The organism is Ancylobacter sp. TW_SC_1, assembly GCF_056836805.1.
The window spans coordinates 3364221-3383057 of record NZ_CM166365.1 but is presented as its reverse complement, the minus strand read 5'-3'; the positions used below and the strand labels follow the sequence as shown (position 1 = coordinate 3383057).

Genomic DNA, 18837 nt, shown 5'->3' with positions numbered 1-18837 from the left:
CTGATGGCACATGTTTCCAAGCGTATTCGCGCCGTCCGCGAGGGCATCGACCCCGCGAAGCTCTACGGCCTCGATGAGGCGATCCAGCTCCTGAAGGAGCGGGCCAACGCCAAGTTCGACGAGACCATCGAAGTGGCGATGAATCTCGGCGTCGATCCCCGTCATGCCGATCAGATGGTCCGTGGCGTGTGCAACCTGCCGAACGGCTCCGGCCGTACCGTCCGCGTCGCGGTGTTCGCGCGCGGCGCCAAGGCCGACGAGGCCAAGGCGGCGGGTGCCGACATCGTCGGCGCCGAGGATCTGCTCGAGACCATCCAGGGCGGCACGATCGATTTCGATCGCTGCATCGCGACCCCGGACCTGATGCCGCTGGTCGGCCGTCTCGGCAAGGTGCTGGGCCCGCGCGGCCTGATGCCGAACCCGAAGGTCGGCACCGTCACCATGGACGTCAAGGGCGCCGTCGAGGCCGCCAAGGGCGGTGCGGTGGAGTTCCGCGTCGAGAAGGCCGGCATCATCCACGCCGGCATCGGCAAGGCCTCGTTCCCGGTCGACAAGCTCGTCGAGAACATCCGCGCCTTCGCCGACGCCGTCGTCAAGGCGAAGCCGACCGGCGCCAAGGGCACCTACGTCCAGCGCATCGCCGTGTCTTCGACCATGGGCCCCGGCCTCAAGGTCGAGCCGGGCTCGGTTCTGGCGGCGAGCTGATCGGCTCTATGTGGCACGGGGTCGTTCGCGACCCCGTGATCGCGACGGTGTGGATTTGTCAAGCCCTTCGTGCTATCAGGGATGACAAATCCCACTAGACCCACTATATGGGCGGTTTCGTTCCCGACGACGAGTCGGGTGCGAGCCAACGAATTTCGCAGCTTTCGCCCGCATAAAACCGGGCGGAGAGGCCGGCAGGGTTCGCCCTGCCGGCTTTAGTCCTGTCCGAGACTGCCGGCGCCCCTCGCCTGAGGTGGCTTAATCCCGCTCCGGGGCCAGCATAGACGGGGTACGACCGAGGCAGGGGTTTCCGGCATTGCCGGGACTTGGCTTTCGGCTCGAACCAGCGCCTTGGCCGGTTTTCCGGTCCCAGGGGGACAGGATACGAACCGTCATCTCTCCGCAGGGAGGGGTGGCAAGGCGCAAACCCGGCGGGGGAGACACTCTTCCTCGCCACCGGAGAGCAAGTGAAGTGGATCGAGCACAAAAAGAAGAGCTCGTCACGTCGCTGTCCGAAGTGTTCAAGAGCACTTCGGTCGTCGTCGTGGCCCACTATTCCGGCCTCACCGTCGCCCAGATGTCGGCCCTGCGCCGGCAGATGAAGGCGAACGGTGCGACTGTGAAGGTGGCCAAGAACCGCCTCGCCAAGATCGCTCTCGAAGGTTCGGACGTCGCTCACGTCGGTTCCCTGCTGAAGGGTCCGACGATCATCGCTTATTCCAGCGATCCCGTAGCGGCTCCGAAGGCTGCCGTCGACTTCGCCAAGACGAACGACAAGTTCGTCATCCTCGGCGGAGCGTTCGGCACCACGGCCCTGAATGTGGATGGTGTGAAGGCTCTGGCCACCATGCCGTCCCTTGATGAACTGCGTGCGAAGCTGGTTGGCCTCATCCAGGCCCCGGCGACCAAGATCGCCCAGCTCAGCACCGCGCCGGCGGCGAAGCTCGCCCGCGTGTTCGGGGCCTATGCCCGCGAGAACGAAGCCGCGTGAGGCTTCCCGGTAATATTGGTTCGAACCAAAATCCAAGGACTTAAGTAAAATGGCTGATCTGTCGAAGCTCGTTGACGAGCTGTCCTCCCTGACCGTCCTCGAGGCTGCCGAGCTCGCGAAGCTCCTCGAAGAGAAGTGGGGCGTCTCCGCCGCCGCCGCCGTGGCCGTCGCTGCCGCGCCGGGTGCTGCCGCTGCCGCCCCGGTCGAAGAGCAGACCGAGTTCACCGTTGTCCTGGCCGCGGCCGGCGACAAGAAGATCGAGGTCATCAAGGAAGTCCGCGCCATCACCGGCCTGGGCCTCAAGGAAGCCAAGGATCTCGTCGAAGGCGCGCCCAAGCCGATCAAGGAAGGCGTGACCAAGGACGAGGCCGAGAAGATCAAGGCCCAGGTCGAGAAGGCCGGCGCCAAGGTCGAGCTCAAGTGATCATCTGATCACGCGAGGCCGCCGGTACGCCGGCGGCCTTTGCCGTCAGGCCCGTGCCTGCGGCAGTTTGAAGGAAGCCCGACGGCTTCCCCGACGGTCCGGATGGGCCGTTCGGCGAGCCGTCGGTTGCGGAACGGTCGGAGGGCCGGTGCAGCTGTGCCGCATCCTCGACGGATTGTTTCGCGATCATACGCCTCCATGGACGGCCCGCGGGGCCTCCCGCAGGGATCGTGGATGGCGCGACGGATACTCGGACGGAGCGAGGAGCGACATGGCGCAGACGTTCACCGGTCGTAAGCGGGTCCGCAAGTTTTTCGGCAAGATCAAGGAAGTGGCTGAGATGCCGAACCTCATCGAGGTTCAGAAGGCATCCTATGACCAGTTCCTCCAGATCGACGAGCCGAAGGGCGGGCGTGCGGACGACGGCATTCAGGCGGTTTTCAAATCGGTATTCCCGATCTCGGACTTTTCGGGCGCGGCCATGCTCGAATTCGTCCGGTACGAGTTCGAGCTGCCGAAATATGACGTGGACGAGTGCCGCCAGCGCGGCATGACGTTTGCCGCGCCGCTGAAGGTGACGCTTCGCCTCATCGTGTTCGATGTCGATCCGGATACCGGCTCCAAGTCCGTGAAGGACATCAAGGAGCAGGATGTCTATATGGGCGACATCCCGCTGATGACGTCGAACGGCACGTTCATCGTGAACGGCACCGAGCGCGTCATCGTCTCGCAGATGCACCGCTCGCCGGGTGTGTTCTTCGACCACGACAAGGGCAAGACCCACTCCTCGGGCAAGCTGCTGTTCGCGGCGCGCATCATCCCGTATCGCGGTTCCTGGCTCGACATCGAGTTCGACGCCAAGGATATCGTCTATGCGCGCATCGACCGCCGCCGCAAGATTCCGGTGACGAGCCTGCTCTTCGCTCTCGGCCTCGCCGGCGAAGAGATCCTCAACACCTTCTACGAGACCATCACCTTCGCCCGTACGAAGGACGGCTGGCGCATGCCGTTCGATCCCAAGCGGATGAAGGGCTACAAGGCCGTGGCCGATCTCGTCGACGCCGACACCGGCGAAGTCGTGATCGAGGCCGGCAAGAAGGTGACGGTCCGCCAGGCCCGCCAGCTCGCCGAGAAGGGCCTCAAGGCGCTCAAGATCTCCGACGACGAGATGATCGGCCAGTACGTGGCCGAGGATCTGGTGAACCCGTCTTCGGGCGAGATCTATGTCGAAGCCGGTGAGGAAGTCACCGAGAAGATGCTCAAGCAGCTTGTCGAGCTCGGCTACGACGAGGTGCCGATCCTCGACATCGACCACATCAATGTGGGCGCCTACATCCGCAACACGCTGGCGATCGACAAGAACGTCACCCGTGAGGATGCGCTGTTCGACATCTACCGCGTGATGCGTCCCGGCGAGCCGCCGACGCTGGATTCCGCGCAGGCGATGTTCCATTCGCTGTTCTTCGATTCCGAGCGCTACGACCTCTCCGCGGTCGGTCGCGTGAAGATGAACATGCGTCTCGACCTCGACGCCGAGGACACGGTGCGCGTGCTGCGCCGCGAGGACATTCTCGCGGTCATCCGCACGCTGGTCGAGCTGCGCGACGGCAAGGGCGAGATCGACGACATCGATCACCTCGGCAACCGCCGCGTCCGCTCCGTCGGCGAGCTGATGGAGAACCAGTACCGCGTCGGCCTGTTGCGCATGGAGCGCGCCATCAAGGAACGCATGTCCTCCGTGGACATCGACACCGTGATGCCGCAGGACCTGATCAACGCGAAGCCCGTCGCCGCGGCCGTGCGCGAGTTCTTCGGCTCGTCGCAGCTCTCGCAGTTCATGGACCAGACCAACCCGCTGTCCGAGATCACCCACAAGCGCCGCCTCTCGGCGCTTGGCCCGGGCGGCCTGACGCGTGAGCGCGCTGGCTTCGAGGTGCGCGACGTGCACCCGACGCATTACGGCCGTATCTGCCCGATCGAGACGCCGGAAGGCCCGAACATCGGTCTCATCAACTCGCTGGCGACCTTCGCCCGCGTGAACAAGTACGGCTTCATCGAGGCGCCCTATCGCCGCGTGAAGGACAGCCAGGTGCAGGGCGAGGTGGTCTATCTCTCCGCCATGGAGGAGGGGAAGTACTACGTCGCGCAGGCGAACATTCCGCTCGATGCCGAAGGCCGCTTCGTCGAGGACCTGATCGTCTGCCGTCACGCCGGCGACGTGCTTCTCGTCACGCCGGACCGCGTCGACTTCATGGACGTGTCGCCCAAGCAGCTCGTCTCGGTCGCGGCCGCGCTCATCCCGTTCCTTGAGAACGACGACGCGAACCGCGCGCTGATGGGCTCGAACATGCAGCGCCAGGCGGTGCCGCTGGTTCGCGCCGACGCGCCCTTCGTCGGCACCGGCATGGAGTCGGTGGTCGCCCGTGATTCCGGCGCCGCCATCGCGGCCCGCCGGACCGGCGTCATCGACCAGGTGGACGCCACCCGTATCGTCATCCGCGCAACGGAAGAGAACGATCCGTCGAAGTCGGGCGTCGACATCTACCGGCTGCAGAAGTTCCAGCGCTCCAACCAGTCGACCTGCATCAACCAGCGTCCGCTGGTGCGCGTGGGCGACCGGGTGAAGAAGGGCGACATCATCGCGGACGGTCCCTCGACCGATCTCGGCGATCTCGCGCTCGGCCGGAACATCCTCGTCGCCTTCATGCCGTGGAACGGCTACAACTTCGAAGACTCGATCCTGCTGTCGGAGAACATCTCCAAGGGCGACGTCTTCTCCTCGATCCACATCGAGGAGTTCGAGGTGATGGCCCGCGACACTAAGCTGGGTCCGGAGGAAATCACGCGCGACATTCCGAACGTGTCGGAAGAGGCGCTGAAGAACCTGGACGAGGCCGGCATCGTCTATATCGGCGCCGAAGTGCAGGCGGGTGACATCCTCTGCGGCAAGATCACGCCGAAGGGCGAAAGCCCGATGACCCCGGAAGAGAAGCTGCTTCGCGCCATCTTCGGCGAGAAGGCGGCGGATGTGCGCGACACTTCGCTGCGCGTTCCCCCCGGCGTCACCGGCACGATCGTGGAAGTGCGCGTGTTCAACCGCCACGGTGTGGACAAGGACGAGCGCGCCCAGGCGATCGAGCGCGAGGAGATCGAGCGTCTCGCCAAGGATCGCGACGACGAGCAGGCGATCCTCGACCGCAACGTCTTCGGCCGCCTTGCCGAGATGCTGGACGGCAAGACCGGCGTCGCGGGTCCCAAGGGCTTCAAGAAGGACACCGTCATCACCCGTTCGGTGCTGGCCGAGTCCCCGCGCAGCCAGTGGTGGCAGTTTGCCATCGCCGATGACCAGCTCATGAGCGAGCTGGAGGCCATCCGCAACCAGTACGACGAGTCCAAGAAGCGCCTCGAGCAGCGCTTCCTCGACAAGGTCGAGAAGCTGCAGCGCGGCGACGAGATGCCGCCCGGCGTCATGAAGATGGTCAAGGTCTTCATCGCGGTGAAGCGCAAGATCCAGCCGGGCGACAAGATGGCCGGCCGGCACGGCAACAAGGGCGTGGTCTCGCGCATCGTCCCGGTCGAGGACATGCCGTTCCTTGAGGACGGCACCCCGGTCGACATGGTGCTCAACCCGCTCGGCGTGCCCTCGCGCATGAACGTTGGCCAGATCCTGGAGACGCATCTGGGCTGGGCCTGCGCGGGTCTCGGCAAGGTCATCGACCGCGCCATCGAGTCCTATCGGCAGACGCAGGACATCGCGCCGCTCAAGGACGCGTTCGGCAAGATCTACGGCAAGGACGAGACCGTCGCCTCGCTCGACGAGGAAGGTCTGGTCGAGCTCGGATCGAACCTGCGCCGCGGCGTGCCGATCGCCACTCCCGTGTTCGACGGCGCCCGCGAGGCGGACATCGAGCACATGCTGGAGCTGGCGGGCCTCGACAAGTCGGCGCAGTCGACCCTGTTCGACGGCCGTACCGGCGAGCAGTTCGACCGTAAGGTGACGGTCGGCTACATCTACATGCTGAAGCTGCATCACCTTGTCGATGACAAGATCCATGCACGCTCGATCGGCCCGTACTCGCTCGTGACCCAGCAGCCGCTGGGTGGCAAGGCGCAGTTCGGTGGTCAGCGCTTCGGCGAAATGGAGGTGTGGGCTCTGGAAGCGTATGGCGCGGCCTACACGCTGCAGGAGATGCTCACCGTCAAGTCGGACGACGTCGCGGGCCGTACCAAGGTCTACGAGGCGATCGTGCGTGGCGACGACACCTTCGAGGCGGGTATTCCCGAGAGCTTCAACGTTCTCGTCAAGGAGATGCGTTCGCTCGGCCTCAACGTCGAGCTGATGAACTCCAAGACCCTCTCGGCGGTGCCGACCCCGGGCGAGAGCCTGCCAGCGGCCGAATGACCGACTGAAATTGGGGGCGGATGCGGAAGACGCGTCCGCCCCTTCGATCGCTCGACAGATCAGACTTTTCCGTGACCCCAGCAAGCCGCGGCGGCGGAGGCGGGGTCCAGCCGAAGGAGACGGCGATGAATCAAGAGGTCATGAATCTCTTCAACCCGGCGGCGCCGGCGCCGACTTTCGATCAGATCAAAATCTCGATCGCGAGTCCGGAGAAGATCCTGTCGTGGTCCTTCGGTGAGATCAAGAAGCCGGAGACGATCAACTACCGTACGTTCAAGCCCGAGCGTGACGGCTTGTTCTGCGCGCGCATCTTCGGTCCGATCAAGGACTATGAGTGCCTGTGCGGCAAGTACAAGCGCATGAAGTACAAGGGCATCATCTGTGAGAAGTGCGGCGTCGAGGTCACGCTGTCGCGCGTGCGCCGCGAGCGCATGGGCCACATCGAGCTGGCCGCCCCGGTCGCGCATATCTGGTTCCTGAAGTCGCTGCCGAGCCGCATCGGCCTGCTGCTCGACATGACGCTCAAGGACCTCGAGCGCATCCTGTACTTCGAGTATTACTGCGTCATCGAGCCGGGCCTCACCCCGCTGAAGGAGCGTCAGCTCCTCTCGGAAGAGGACTATCTGCGCGCCCAGGAAGAGTATGGCGACGATTCGTTTACCGCGCTGATCGGCGCGGAGGCGATCCGCGAAATCCTGCGCGGCATGGACCTCGAGAAGATCGCCGGCAACCTGCGTAAGGAGATCGCCGAGGCGACCACCGAGCTCAAGCCGAAGAAGCTGGCCAAGCGCCTGAAGATCGTCGAGGCCTTCCAGGAGTCCGGCAACAAGCCGGAATGGATGATCCTGACGCATGTTCCGGTCATCCCGCCGGACCTGCGCCCGCTCGTCCCGCTGGACGGCGGCCGCTTCGCGACCTCCGACCTCAACGACCTGTATCGCCGCGTCATCAACCGCAACAACCGCCTTAAGCGGCTGATCGAGCTGAAGGCACCGGACATCATCATCCGCAACGAGAAGCGCATGCTTCAGGAAGCGGTCGATGCGCTGTTCGACAACGGCCGTCGCGGCCGCGTCATCACGGGTGCCAACAAGCGCCCGCTGAAGTCGCTCGCCGACATGCTGAAGGGCAAGCAGGGCCGGTTCCGCCAGAACCTGCTCGGTAAGCGCGTCGACTATTCCGGCCGTTCGGTGATCGTCGTCGGTCCCGAGCTGAAGCTGCACCAGTGCGGCCTGCCGAAGAAGATGGCGCTGGAGCTGTTCAAGCCCTTCATCTATTCGCGCCTCGACGCGAAGGGCCTTTCCGCGACCGTGAAGCAGGCGAAGAAGCTGGTCGAGAAGGAGCGTCCCGAGGTGTGGGACATCCTCGACGAGGTGATCCGCGAGCATCCGGTGATGCTGAACCGCGCCCCGACGCTGCACCGCCTGGGCATCCAGGCGTTCGAGCCGGTGCTGATCGAGGGCAAGGCGATCCAGCTTCACCCGCTGGTCTGCTCGGCCTTCAACGCGGACTTCGACGGCGACCAGATGGCGGTGCACGTGCCCCTGTCCATCGAGGCGCAGCTCGAAGCGCGCGTGCTGATGATGTCGACCAACAACATCCTGCACCCGGCCAACGGCGCGCCGATCATCGTGCCGTCGCAGGATATCGTGCTCGGTCTCTATTATCTCACCATGATGAAGGAGAACGAGCCGGGCCAGGGCATGGCGTTCGCCAACATGGGCGAGATCGACCACGCGCTGGCGGCCAAGGCCATCACCCTGCACACCAAGGTGCGCGGGCGCTATGTCGGCGTCGACGAGGACGGCAAGTCCGTCTCGAAGATCTACGAGACCACGCCCGGCCGCATGAAGCTCGGCGAGTTGCTGCCGAAGAACGCCAAGACTCCCTTCGACGTCGTCAACAAGCTGATGACCAAGAAGGAAATCTCGAACATGATCGACACCGTCTACCGCCACTGCGGTCAGAAGGAGACGGTCATCTTCTGCGACCGCATCATGACGCTCGGCTTCACCAACGCGTTCCGCGCCGGCATTTCCTTCGGCAAGGACGACATGGTGGTGCCCTCCAAGAAGTGGGACATGGTCGAAGAGACCCGTGCGCTCACCAAGGAGTACGAGCAGCAGTACAATGACGGCCTGATCACCCAGGGCGAGAAGTACAACAAGGTCGTCGACGCGTGGGGCAAGTGCTCCGCCCGCCTCGCCGACGAGATGATGGCCGAGATTTCGGCGGTGAAGAAGGATCCGGTGACGGGTCGCGAGAAGCAGATCAACTCGATCTACATGATGGCGCATTCCGGCGCGCGCGGTTCGCGCGAGCAGATGCGTCAGCTCGCCGCCATGCGCGGCCTGATGGCCAAGCCGTCGGGCGAGATCATCGAGACGCCGATCATCTCGAACTTCAAGGAAGGCCTCTCCGTGCTCGAGTACTTCAACTCGACCCACGGCGCCCGTAAGGGTCTGGCCGATACCGCGCTGAAGACCGCCAACTCGGGCTACCTGACGCGTCGTCTCGTCGACGTGGCGCAGGACAGCATCATCACGTTGCGCGACTGCGGCACCACGAACGGCATCGCCATGCGCGCCATCATCGACGCGGGCAACATCGTCGCCACGCTCGGCTCGCGCGTTCTGGGCCGTACTGCGGCCGAGGACGTGATCGAGGGCGCGACCGGCAACGTGATCGTGCCCGCCGGCCACATGATGGACGAGGCGGATGTCGAGCGCATCAGCAAGGCCGGCGTGCAGGAGATCAAGATCCGCTCCGTGCTGACCTGCGAGGCCAAGAACGGCGTCTGCGGGACCTGCTACGGCCGCGATCTGGCGCGCGGCACGCCGGTGAACATGGGCGAGGCGGTCGGCGTCATCGCGGCGCAGTCGATCGGCGAGCCGGGCACCCAGCTCACCATGCGCACCTTCCACATCGGCGGCGCGGCGCAGCTCTCCGAGCAGTCCTTCATCGAGGCCTCGTTCGAGGGCACGGTGAAGATCCGCAACCGCAACGTGGTGCGGAACTCGGAAGGCGAGCTGATCGCCATGAGCCGCAACCTTTCCGTCCTGATCATCGATCACGACGGCTCGGAGAAGGCGGCTCACCGCATCCAGTTCGGCGCCAAGCTGAAGGTGGATGACGGCGACGCCATCAAGCGCGGCCAGCGCATCGCCGAGTGGGACCCCTATACCCGCCCGATCCTCACCGAGGTCGAGGGTATCGTGGGCTTCGAGGATCTGGTCGAAGGCGCGTCCATGACGGAGACGGTCGACGAGTCGACCGGCATCGCCAAGCGCGTCGTCATCGACTGGCGCACGGGCCGCGGCTCGGAACTGCGTCCCTCGATCGTGATCAAGGGCGCGGACGGCAAGGTGCTGAAGCTGCCGCGTGGCGGCGATGCCCGCTACACGCTGCCGGTCGACGCGATCCTGTCGTGCGATCCCGGCGCGTCCATCAAGGCGGGCGACGTTCTCGCCCGCGTGCCGATGGAGTCCGCCAAGACCCGCGACATTACGGGCGGTCTGCCGCGCGTGGCGGAACTGTTCGAGGCGCGTCGTCCGAAGGATGCGGCGATCATCGCCGAAATCTCCGGCACGATCCGCTTCGGCAAGGACTACAAGAACAAGCGCCGCGTGAGCATCGAGCCGCAGGACTCGACGGACGATACCGCCGAGTACCTGATCCCGAAGGGCAAGCACATCCATCTGCAGGATGGCGACCTGGTGGAGAAGGGCGACTTCATCGTCGACGGCAACCCGGCGCCGCACGACATCCTGGCGATCAAGGGCGTCGAGGAACTCGCCGCCTATCTCGTCAACGAGATCCAGGAGGTCTACCGGCTGCAGGGCGTGCTGATCAACGACAAGCACATCGAGGTGATCGTTCGCCAGATGCTGCAGAAGGTCGAGATCGACGATGCCGGCGACAGCGACCTGCTCACCAACGAGCAGATCGACGTCTCCGATCTGAACGAGCTCAACGAACAGTTGATCGCCGAGGGCCGCAAGCCCGCGAGCGGCCATCCGGTTCTGCTCGGCATCACCAAGGCGAGCCTGCAGACGCGCTCCTTCATCTCGGCGGCCTCGTTCCAGGAGACCACCCGGGTGCTCACCGAGGCGGCGGTCAACGGCAAGTCCGACGACCTCGCCGGCCTCAAGGAGAACGTCATCGTCGGCCGCCTCATCCCGGCGGGTACCGGCGCGCAGATGTCGAAGCTCCGCGTCACGGCCACGACGCGCGACGATCTCATCGCCGCGCAGAACGAGCAGGACGGCGTTGCCGCGAATGCTCCGCAGATCGAGGGCCCGGCCGCGGCCGAGTGATCGGCACGGCAGGGCGCCCGCGAGGCGTCTGAAATGAAGAAGGGCCGCTCCTCTCGGGGCGGCCCTTTTGCTTTGGTCGGCGGATGGCTGTCGGATCAGGCGAGGCCGAGCCTCACGTCCAGGCTGCCGCGCGTCGCGTGGGAATAGGGGCATACGATATGCGCGCGGGCGACGAGGTCTTCCGCGACCGAGCGCTCGATGCCCGGGAGATCGATCGTCAGCGCCACGTCGAGGCCGAAGCCCTGGCCGTCGTCGCGGGGTCCGATGCCGACATTCGCCGTCACGGTGGCATTGTCCGGCACCTTTATCTTCTGCTGGCCGGCGACGAACTTCACCGCACCGAGGAAGCAGGCGGAATAGCCGGCGGCGAAGAGTTGCTCGGGGTTGTTGCCGGCGCCGCCGGGACCGCCGAGCTCCTTCGGGGTGACGAGATCGACCTTGAGGGCGCCGTCGGCCGTGGCGGCGGAACCGGTGCGGCCACCCGTGGCCGTGGCCTGTGTCGTGTAGAGAATCTTCATCCTTGGCACTCCTGTCCTTGCAGAAATCGATCGCGCCGACCTATCGCGATAAATGATCGTGCGCGATATAAAATGCGATAGCGAAAGCCGCGACGATTGTCCAACTAAAAATTATCGCACGAACTATTATGTTGCGAAATGAAGGCGGCTCGCGCCGCCGTGGTGCCGGGCAGCCATGCCGGCGACCGCACGGAGAGGATCATGACGGAATTGGGTGATGCCCGGCGGCTGGAGAGCCAGTTCTGCTTCGCGCTCTATTCGGCGACGCACGAGGTGATGCGCACTTATCGGCCGCTGCTGGAACCGCTGGGCCTGACCTATCCGCAATATCTCGTCATGCTGCTCCTGTGGGAGCAGGGGGAGCAGACGGTCGGCGGGCTGGCCGAGCGCATGCTCCTGGACTCGAGCACGCTCACGCCGCTCCTGAAGCGGCTGGAGACGCTGGGGCTGGTCCGTCGCCAGCGCAACCCGCGTAACGAGCGCCAGCTCATCGTCAGCCTCACGCCGGAGGGTCAGGCGCTGCAGGAGAAGGCGAGGGCGATTCCCGAGGCGATACTGAACGCATCGAATCGCTCGCTGACCGAGCTTGTCCGCCTGCGCGACGAGATGGTGGGGATTCGCGAGGCGTTCGGTGCCGCTAGGGCAGGGGTCCCGGCTGATTCTCCCGCTGGGCGATCCACGGACCGGACGGAGCGGGAGCGCGATAGTTAATTGCGCGTCGGCCCGATTGCGTGAAATCTAACGTCTGCAAAGGTTCGCACGCGGGCGTGAGCGCGCAAAGTTGCAGTTCGGGGTTGACGAAAGCCGACTCGACGCGTAGAAGGCGCCTACTTTCACGGCAGGCGGTTGGAGTTACCGCGTTCGGACACCCTGTCTGGACACAGAATTCCAAGACGCTGCCGGGACGCATGCACGACCAATCCGGCGCATGATCGCGCAATCCGGCGGTTTAACCAACCGTCTGCGTGATCCTCTGAACGTTGAGCGCTCTCGGCCAGGCTTTGGCCGGCGGCGCTTCTTTCGTTCGCAGATAAGCCGGGAAGCCGCGCCGATGGGCCGGAGGTCACGCAGAATGTTCCGATCCGTCGAGAGAGAAGAGTGCGGTTGTGGCCGCGGAAATTGGGTTAGCGCGGGGCATTCCTGTCCTTAGCGCAGCGAGACGAAGGCGAGACACGTGCCGACGATCAACCAGCTGATCCGCAAGCCGCGGGAAGCCCAGAAAGCCCGGAACAAGGTTCCGGCGCTGCAGGCCAGCCCGCAGAAGCGCGGTGTTTGCACCCGCGTCTATACGACGACCCCGAAGAAGCCGAACTCGGCGCTTCGTAAGGTCGCCAAGGTTCGTTTGACCAATGGCTATGAAGTCATCGGTTACATCCCCGGCGAGGGGCACAACCTGCAGGAACACTCCGTGGTGATGATCCGTGGCGGCCGCGTCAAGGATCTTCCCGGCGTGCGCTATCACATCCTGCGCGGCGTGCTCGATACGCAGGGCGTCAAGAATCGTAAGCAGCGCCGTTCGAAGTACGGCGCCAAGCGGCCGAAGTGAGGATTGAGCGATGTCCCGTCGTCATCGTGCAGAGCGCCGCGAAGTCACCCCGGATCCCAAGTTCGGGAGCGAGGTGCTGAGCCGCTTCATGAACGCCGTCATGTATGACGGCAAGAAGTCGGTCGCCGAGCAGATCGTCTATGGCGCGCTCGACATGGTCGAGAGCCGCGCCAAGTCGGAGCCGCTGGGTGTGTTCACCCAGGCGCTCGACAATGTGAGTCCGGCGATCGAGGTGCGTTCCCGCCGCGTCGGCGGCGCCACCTACCAGGTGCCGGTCGAGGTGCGTCCGGAGCGCCGTCAGGCGCTGGCCATTCGTTGGCTGATCATTGCGGCCCGTGCCCGCAACGAGAAGACCATGGTCGAGCGTCTGTCGGGCGAACTGCTGGACGCCTCGAACAACCGCGGCACCGCCGTGAAGAAACGTGAAGACACGCACCGCATGGCCGAGGCGAACCGCGCCTTCTCTCACTATCGCTGGTGATGACGAGAGCCGGGACGAGGATCTGATATGTCGCGCATTAATGCCATCGAAGACTACCGTAATTTCGGCATCATGGCCCACATCGATGCCGGGAAAACCACGACCACTGAGCGGATCCTCTATTACACCGGCAAGAGCCACAAGATCGGCGAAGTCCATGATGGCGCCGCCACCATGGACTGGATGACCCAGGAGCAGGAGCGCGGCATCACCATCACGTCCGCCGCGACGACCGCTTTCTGGCACGGCAAGCGCCTGAACATCATCGACACCCCCGGCCACGTCGACTTCACCATTGAAGTCGAACGTTCGCTGCGCGTGCTCGACGGTGCGGTGTGCGTTCTCGATGGCAACCAGGGCGTCGAGCCCCAGACCGAGACCGTGTGGCGCCAGGCCGACAAGTACAACGTGCCGCGCATCGTGTTCGTCAACAAGATGGACAAGACCGGTGCCGACTTCTTCCGCTGCGTCGAGATGATCATCGACCGCGTGGACGGCAAGCCGGTCTGCTGCCAGCTGCCCATCGGCTCCGAGAACAACTTCAAGGGCATCATTGACCTCGTCCGCATGAAGGCGGTCGTGTGGGACAATGAAGAGCTCGGCGCGAAGTATCACGACGAAGAGATTCCGGCCGAGCTGCTCGACCAGGCCGTCGAATATCGCGGCAAGCTGCTCGAAGCGGCCGTCGAGCTCGACGACGACGTTCTCTCGGCCTATCTCGACGGCGTCGAGCCGGACGAGCAGACCCTGAAGGGCCTGATCCGCAAGGCCGTCATCGGCCGCGTGTTCAACCCCGTGTTCTGCGGTTCGGCCTTCAAGAACAAGGGCGTGCAGCCTTTGCTCGACGCGGTGTGCGATTTCCTGCCGAGCCCGATCGATCGCGGTGCGATCAAGGGCATCGACTTTGACACCGAGGAAGAGACGGTCCGTAACCCGAGCGATTCCGACCCGCTGTCGGTGCTCGCGTTCAAGATCATGGACGACCCCTTCGTCGGCACCATCACCTTCTGCCGCATCTATTCGGGCAAGCTGGAGACCGGCATGGGTCTCCTGAACTCGACCCGCGACAAGAAGGAGCGCGTCGGCCGCATGCTTCTCATGCATGCGAACAACCGCGAAGACATCAAGGAAGCCTATGCCGGCGACATCGTCGCCCTGGCCGGCCTGAAGGAAGTGCGCACCGGCGACACGCTGTGCGACCCCGCCAAGCCTGTCATCCTTGAGAAGATGGAATTCCCCGAGCCGGTCATCGAGATCGCGATCGAGCCGAAGTCCAAGGCCGACCAGGAGAAGCTGGGTCTCGCCCTCGCCAAGCTGGCGGCGGAAGATCCGTCCTTCCGCGTGTCGACCGATTTCGAAAGCGGCCAGACCATCCTCAAGGGCATGGGCGAACTGCATCTCGACATCAAGGTCGACATCCTGAAGCGCACCTACAAGGTCGACGCCAACATCGGCGCTCCGCAGGTCGCCTATCGTGAGACCATCACGAAGAAGACCGAGGTGGACTACACCCACAAGAAGCAGACCGGTGGTACCGGTCAGTTCGCCCGGGTGAAGTTCGTCGTGGAGCCGAACGAGGTCGGCAAGGGCTTCGCCTTCGAGAGCCAGATCATCGGCGGCGCGGTGCCGAAGGAATACATCCCCGGCGTCAACAAGGGCCTCGAGAGCGTGCTGGGTTCCGGCGTGCTCGCCGGCTTCCCGGTGGTCGACGTCAAGGTGTCGCTCGTCGACGGTGCCTACCACGAAGTCGACTCGTCGGCGCTCGCCTTCGAAATCGCCTCGCGTGCGGCCTTCCGTGAAGCCCTGCAGAAGGGCGGCCCGGTGCTGCTCGAGCCGATCATGAAGGTCGAGGTCGTCACCCCGGAAGATTACACCGGTTCGGTCATCGGCGATCTCAACTCCCGCCGCGGCCAGATCCAGGGCCAGGACATGCGTGGCAACGCGAACGTCGTGAACGCGATGGTGCCGCTCGCCAACATGTTCGGCTACGTCAACACGCTCCGGTCCTTCTCGCAGGGCCGTGCGACTTTCACCATGCAGTTCGACCACTACGAGCAGGTGCCGTCGAACGTCGCGCAGGAGGTTCAGGCCAAGTACGCGTGATGCGGACGGCCTGACCACTTTCGCGAATTCGCATCAACATCGAATACTGACGACGGAGAGCCCCGTGGCCAAAGAGAAGTTCAACCGTTCGAAGCCTCACTGCAACATTGGGACGATTGGCCATGTTGACCATGGCAAGACGTCGTTGACGGCGGCGATCACGAAGGTTCTTGCGGAATCGGGCGGCGCGACGTTCACGGCGTACGACCAGATCGACAAGGCTCCGGAAGAGAAGGCGCGCGGGATCACGATCTCGACGGCGCATGTGGAGTACGAGACGGCGAACCGTCACTACGCGCATGTGGACTGCCCCGGTCACGCCGACTATGTGAAGAACATGATCACCGGCGCGGCGCAGATGGACGGCGCGATCCTGGTCGTGTCGGCGGCCGACGGCCCGATGCCGCAGACCCGCGAGCACATCCTTCTGGCGCGCCAGGTCGGCGTTCCCGCTCTGGTGGTGTTCCTGAACAAGTGCGACCAGGTCGACGACGAGGAGCTTCTTGAGCTGGTCGAGCTCGAGGTTCGCGAGCTTCTGTCGAAGTATGATTTCCCCGGCGACGACATTCCGATCATCCGCGGCTCGGCGCTGGTGGCGCTTGAGAACGGCGATCCGAAGCTGGGCCGCGACGCGGTGCTGAAGCTGATGGAGGCGGTCGACGCCTACATCCCGCAGCCGGAGCGCCCGGTCGACCTGCCGTTCCTGATGCCGATCGAGGACGTGTTCTCGATCTCGGGTCGCGGCACGGTGGTGACCGGTCGCGTGGAGCGCGGCATCATCAAGGTCGGCGAGGAAGTCGAGATCGTCGGCATCCGCCCGACGGTGAAGACGACGGTCACCGGCGTCGAGATGTTCCGCAAGCTGCTCGACCAGGGCCAGGCCGGCGACAATGTCGGCATCCTGGTGCGCGGCACGAAGCGCGAGGACGTGGAGCGCGGCCAGGTCGTGTGCAAGCCGGGTTCGGTGAAGCCGCACACCAAGTTCAAGGCCGAGGCGTACATCCTGACGAAGGAAGAGGGCGGCCGTCACACGCCGTTCTTCACCAACTACCGTCCGCAGTTCTATTTCCGCACGACGGACGTGACGGGCATCGTGACGCTGCCGGAAGGCACGGAGATGGTGATGCCGGGCGACAACATCACGGTTGACGTGGCGCTGATCGTTCCGATCGCGATGGAAGACAAGCTGCGCTTCGCCATCCGCGAAGGCGGCCGCACCGTCGGCGCCGGCGTCGTCGCCGCAATCATCGAGTGATATCGACAATCCCGAGGGGCGCGGGAACGCCTGCGCCCCTTTTTCGTGGAGCTCGTTAAAGAGCCCGACTGACGAGCCCTCTGGGAGCCTGAAGTCAATGAACGGCCAGAACATTCGAATCCGCCTCAAGGCGTTCGATCATCGCATCCTGGATGCCTCGACGCGCGAAATCGTGTCGACGGCGAAGCGTACGGGCGCCCAGGTTCGCGGACCCATCCCGCTGCCGACGCGGATTGAGAAATTCACGGTCAATCGTTCGCCTCACGTGGACAAGAAGTCCCGCGAGCAGTTCGAGATGCGGACGCATAAGCGTCTGCTGGACATAGTCGACCCGACCCCCCAGACCGTGGACGCGCTGATGAAGCTCGACCTCGCCGCGGGTGTCGACGTCGAGATCAAGCTCTGAGAGAAGGCGAGGGGACACGGCCATGCGGTCAGGCGTCATCGCCCAGAAGGTCGGCATGACCCGCATCTTTAACGATGCAGGGGAACATGTTCCGGTCACTGTGCTGAAAGTCGATAATTGCCAGGTGGTTGCCCACCGTACCGTCGAGAAGAACGGCTATACCGCCGTGCAGCTCGGCGTCGGTAAGGCGAAGCCTCAGAACACCACCCGCGCCATGCGCGGCCACTTCGCGGTTGCGAAGGTCGAGCCGAAGCGCCGGATGGCAGAGTTCCGCGTCGAAGAGGCGGGGCTGATCCCGGTCGGCGCCGAGCTGACCGTCGACCATTTCGTGGTCGGTCAGTTCGTCGACGTGACGGGCACCTCCATCGGCAAGGGTTTCGCCGGTGGTATGAAGCGCCATAACTTCGGCGGCCTGCGCGCCACGCACGGCGTGTCGGTCTCGCATCGTTCGATCGGTTCGACCGGTGGTCGTCAGGACCCCGGCAAGACCTTCAAGAACAAGAAGATGCCGGGTCACATGGGCGCCGAGACGGTGACCACCCAGAACCTCAAGGTCGTGCTGACGGATGTCGAGCGCGGTCTGATCGCGGTCGAGGGTGCGGTTCCCGGCAACAAGGGCGGCTGGATCCTGGTCGCCGACGCGGTGAAGAAGAAGCTGCCGTCCGAAGCGCCGAAGCCGGGCAAGTTCCGCCTGCCGGGTGCCGACGCGGCCAGCGAAGCGCCGGCGGTTGACGCGGCGCCCGCGACCGAGGCTGCGGCCGAGGAGAACGTGTGATGGAACTCGCCGTCAAAACTCTCGAAGGGGCTGAAGCCGGCTCCGTGACCCTGTCGGACGAGATCTTCGGTCTCGAGCCGCGCCAGGACATCCTGCACCGCGCCGTGGTGTGGCAGCTCTCGCGTCGCCAGGCCGGCACGCACCAGACGCTGACCCGCTCGGAGGTCAACCGGACCAAGCGGAAGATGTACAAGCAGAAGGGCACCGGCGGCGCTCGCCACGGTGCGGCTTCCGCTCCGCAGTTCCGCGGCGGCGCCAAGGCGTTCGGCCCGGTCTCGCGCAGCCATGCGATCGAGCTGCCGAAGAAGGTGCGCGCGCTTGCCCTGAAGCACGCGCTTTCGTCCAAGGCCAAGGATCAGCAGATCGTCGTTCTCGACGACGCCGTGCTGTCCGAGCCGAAGACGAAGCTGCTCAAGGAGCGTCTGGCGGGCCTCGGCCTGTCGAACGCCCTGGTGATTTCGGGCGCCGAGGTGGATGCCAATTTCGGCCTCGCCTCGCGCAATGTCATCCATCTCGACGTGCTGCCCGTTCAGGGCATCAACGTCTATGACATCCTGCGCCGTCAGACCCTGGTCCTGACGAAGGCGGCTGTCGACGCTCTGGAGGCGCGCTTCAAATGAGTCTGGAACCGCGCCACTACGACGTGATCGTGTCCCCGGTCATCACCGAGAAGGCCACGGCGGCGTCCGAGCACAACAAGGTCGTCTTCAAGGTTGCTCTGACGGCTACCAAGCCGCAGATCAAGGAGGCGGTCGAGAAGCTTTTCGACGTGAAGGTCGAGAGCGTCAACACGCTGGTCCGCAAGGGGAAGACGAAGTTCTTCAAGGGCCGCAAGGGCGTGCAGAACGACGTGAAGAAGGCGGTTGTGACCCTCGCCGAGGGACACTCCATCGACATCACGTCGGGTCTGTGAGC

The 18837-nt window shown here is 64.5% G+C and carries 15 protein-coding genes; 14 read left to right on the top strand and 1 reads right to left on the bottom strand.

Features of this window, described 5'->3' with window-relative positions:
- Positions 1–3 precede the first annotated feature (3 nt).
- The 5 genes from rplA to rpoC all read left to right on the top strand — a co-directional run bounded on the left by rplA (position 4) and on the right by rpoC (position 10838).
- Positions 4–705, top strand: coding sequence for a 50S ribosomal protein L1 (gene rplA / locus AC1PZ7_RS15895; RefSeq protein WP_482356178.1), 702 nt, complete (start codon positions 4–6; stop codon positions 703–705).
- A gap of 472 nt (positions 706–1177) precedes the next feature.
- On the top strand, positions 1178–1696 hold the full coding sequence (gene rplJ, locus AC1PZ7_RS15890; RefSeq protein ID WP_482356177.1) for a 50S ribosomal protein L10: 519 nt from the start codon (positions 1178–1180) through the stop codon (positions 1694–1696).
- Between the two features lie 49 nt (positions 1697–1745).
- Positions 1746–2120, top strand: a complete 375-nt coding sequence (gene rplL / locus AC1PZ7_RS15885) for a 50S ribosomal protein L7/L12 (protein ID WP_482356176.1) — start codon at positions 1746–1748, stop codon at positions 2118–2120.
- A gap of 271 nt (positions 2121–2391) precedes the next feature.
- The gene (gene rpoB / locus AC1PZ7_RS15880) at positions 2392–6522 is read left to right on the top strand and encodes a DNA-directed RNA polymerase subunit beta (protein WP_482356175.1); all 4131 of its coding nucleotides are present in this window, start codon (positions 2392–2394) and stop codon (positions 6520–6522) included.
- Positions 6523–6647: 125 nt separating this feature from the next.
- Complete coding sequence (rpoC, locus tag AC1PZ7_RS15875) at positions 6648–10838, top strand: DNA-directed RNA polymerase subunit beta' (protein ID WP_482356174.1); 4191 nt, start codon at positions 6648–6650, stop codon at positions 10836–10838.
- Positions 10839–10933: 95 nt separating this feature from the next.
- Here the strand turns inward: rpoC and AC1PZ7_RS15870 are convergent, their stop codons facing one another.
- Positions 10934–11356 (bottom strand): organic hydroperoxide resistance protein, encoded by a 423-nt coding sequence (locus AC1PZ7_RS15870; RefSeq protein WP_482356173.1) that lies wholly within the window; start codon positions 11354–11356, stop codon positions 10934–10936.
- A 201-nt stretch (positions 11357–11557) separates the two neighbouring features.
- Here AC1PZ7_RS15870 and AC1PZ7_RS15865 point away from each other — a divergent pair, with 201 nt between their 5' ends.
- The 9 genes from AC1PZ7_RS15865 (at position 11558) to AC1PZ7_RS15825 (ending at position 18835) form a co-directional block, all read left to right on the top strand.
- Complete coding sequence (locus tag AC1PZ7_RS15865) at positions 11558–12067, top strand: MarR family winged helix-turn-helix transcriptional regulator (RefSeq protein WP_482356172.1); 510 nt, start codon at positions 11558–11560, stop codon at positions 12065–12067.
- 463 nt (positions 12068–12530) lie between these two features.
- Entirely contained in the window at positions 12531–12902 is a 372-nt protein-coding gene (rpsL, locus tag AC1PZ7_RS15860) for a 30S ribosomal protein S12 (protein WP_018390597.1), read from the top strand.
- A 10-nt stretch (positions 12903–12912) separates the two neighbouring features.
- Positions 12913–13383, top strand: a complete 471-nt coding sequence (rpsG, locus tag AC1PZ7_RS15855; RefSeq protein ID WP_482356171.1) for a 30S ribosomal protein S7 — start codon at positions 12913–12915, stop codon at positions 13381–13383.
- 27 nt (positions 13384–13410) lie between these two features.
- Positions 13411–15486: an elongation factor G gene (fusA, locus tag AC1PZ7_RS15850; protein WP_482356170.1), complete on the top strand. Its 2076-nt coding sequence runs from the start codon at positions 13411–13413 to the stop codon at positions 15484–15486.
- A gap of 64 nt (positions 15487–15550) precedes the next feature.
- Positions 15551–16741 carry an elongation factor Tu gene (tuf, locus tag AC1PZ7_RS15845; RefSeq protein ID WP_482356169.1) on the top strand — a complete coding sequence of 397 codons (1191 nt, stop codon included), beginning with the start codon at positions 15551–15553 and terminating at the stop codon, positions 16739–16741.
- A gap of 97 nt (positions 16742–16838) precedes the next feature.
- Positions 16839–17147: a 30S ribosomal protein S10 gene (gene rpsJ / locus AC1PZ7_RS15840; protein ID WP_013166261.1), complete on the top strand. Its 309-nt coding sequence runs from the start codon at positions 16839–16841 to the stop codon at positions 17145–17147.
- A 22-nt stretch (positions 17148–17169) separates the two neighbouring features.
- On the top strand, positions 17170–17922 hold the full coding sequence (gene rplC / locus AC1PZ7_RS15835) for a 50S ribosomal protein L3 (RefSeq protein WP_482356168.1): 753 nt from the start codon (positions 17170–17172) through the stop codon (positions 17920–17922).
- Entirely contained in the window at positions 17922–18542 is a 621-nt protein-coding gene (rplD, locus tag AC1PZ7_RS15830) for a 50S ribosomal protein L4 (RefSeq protein ID WP_482356167.1), read from the top strand. Before rplC ends, rplD begins: the two co-directional genes overlap by 1 nt.
- A complete protein-coding gene (locus tag AC1PZ7_RS15825) occupies positions 18539–18835 on the top strand; it encodes a 50S ribosomal protein L23 (protein WP_482356166.1) in 297 nt (98 codons plus the stop codon). The genes rplD and AC1PZ7_RS15825 overlap by 4 nt, the downstream gene beginning before the upstream one ends.
- The last annotated feature ends 2 nt before the right edge of the window (positions 18836–18837 follow it).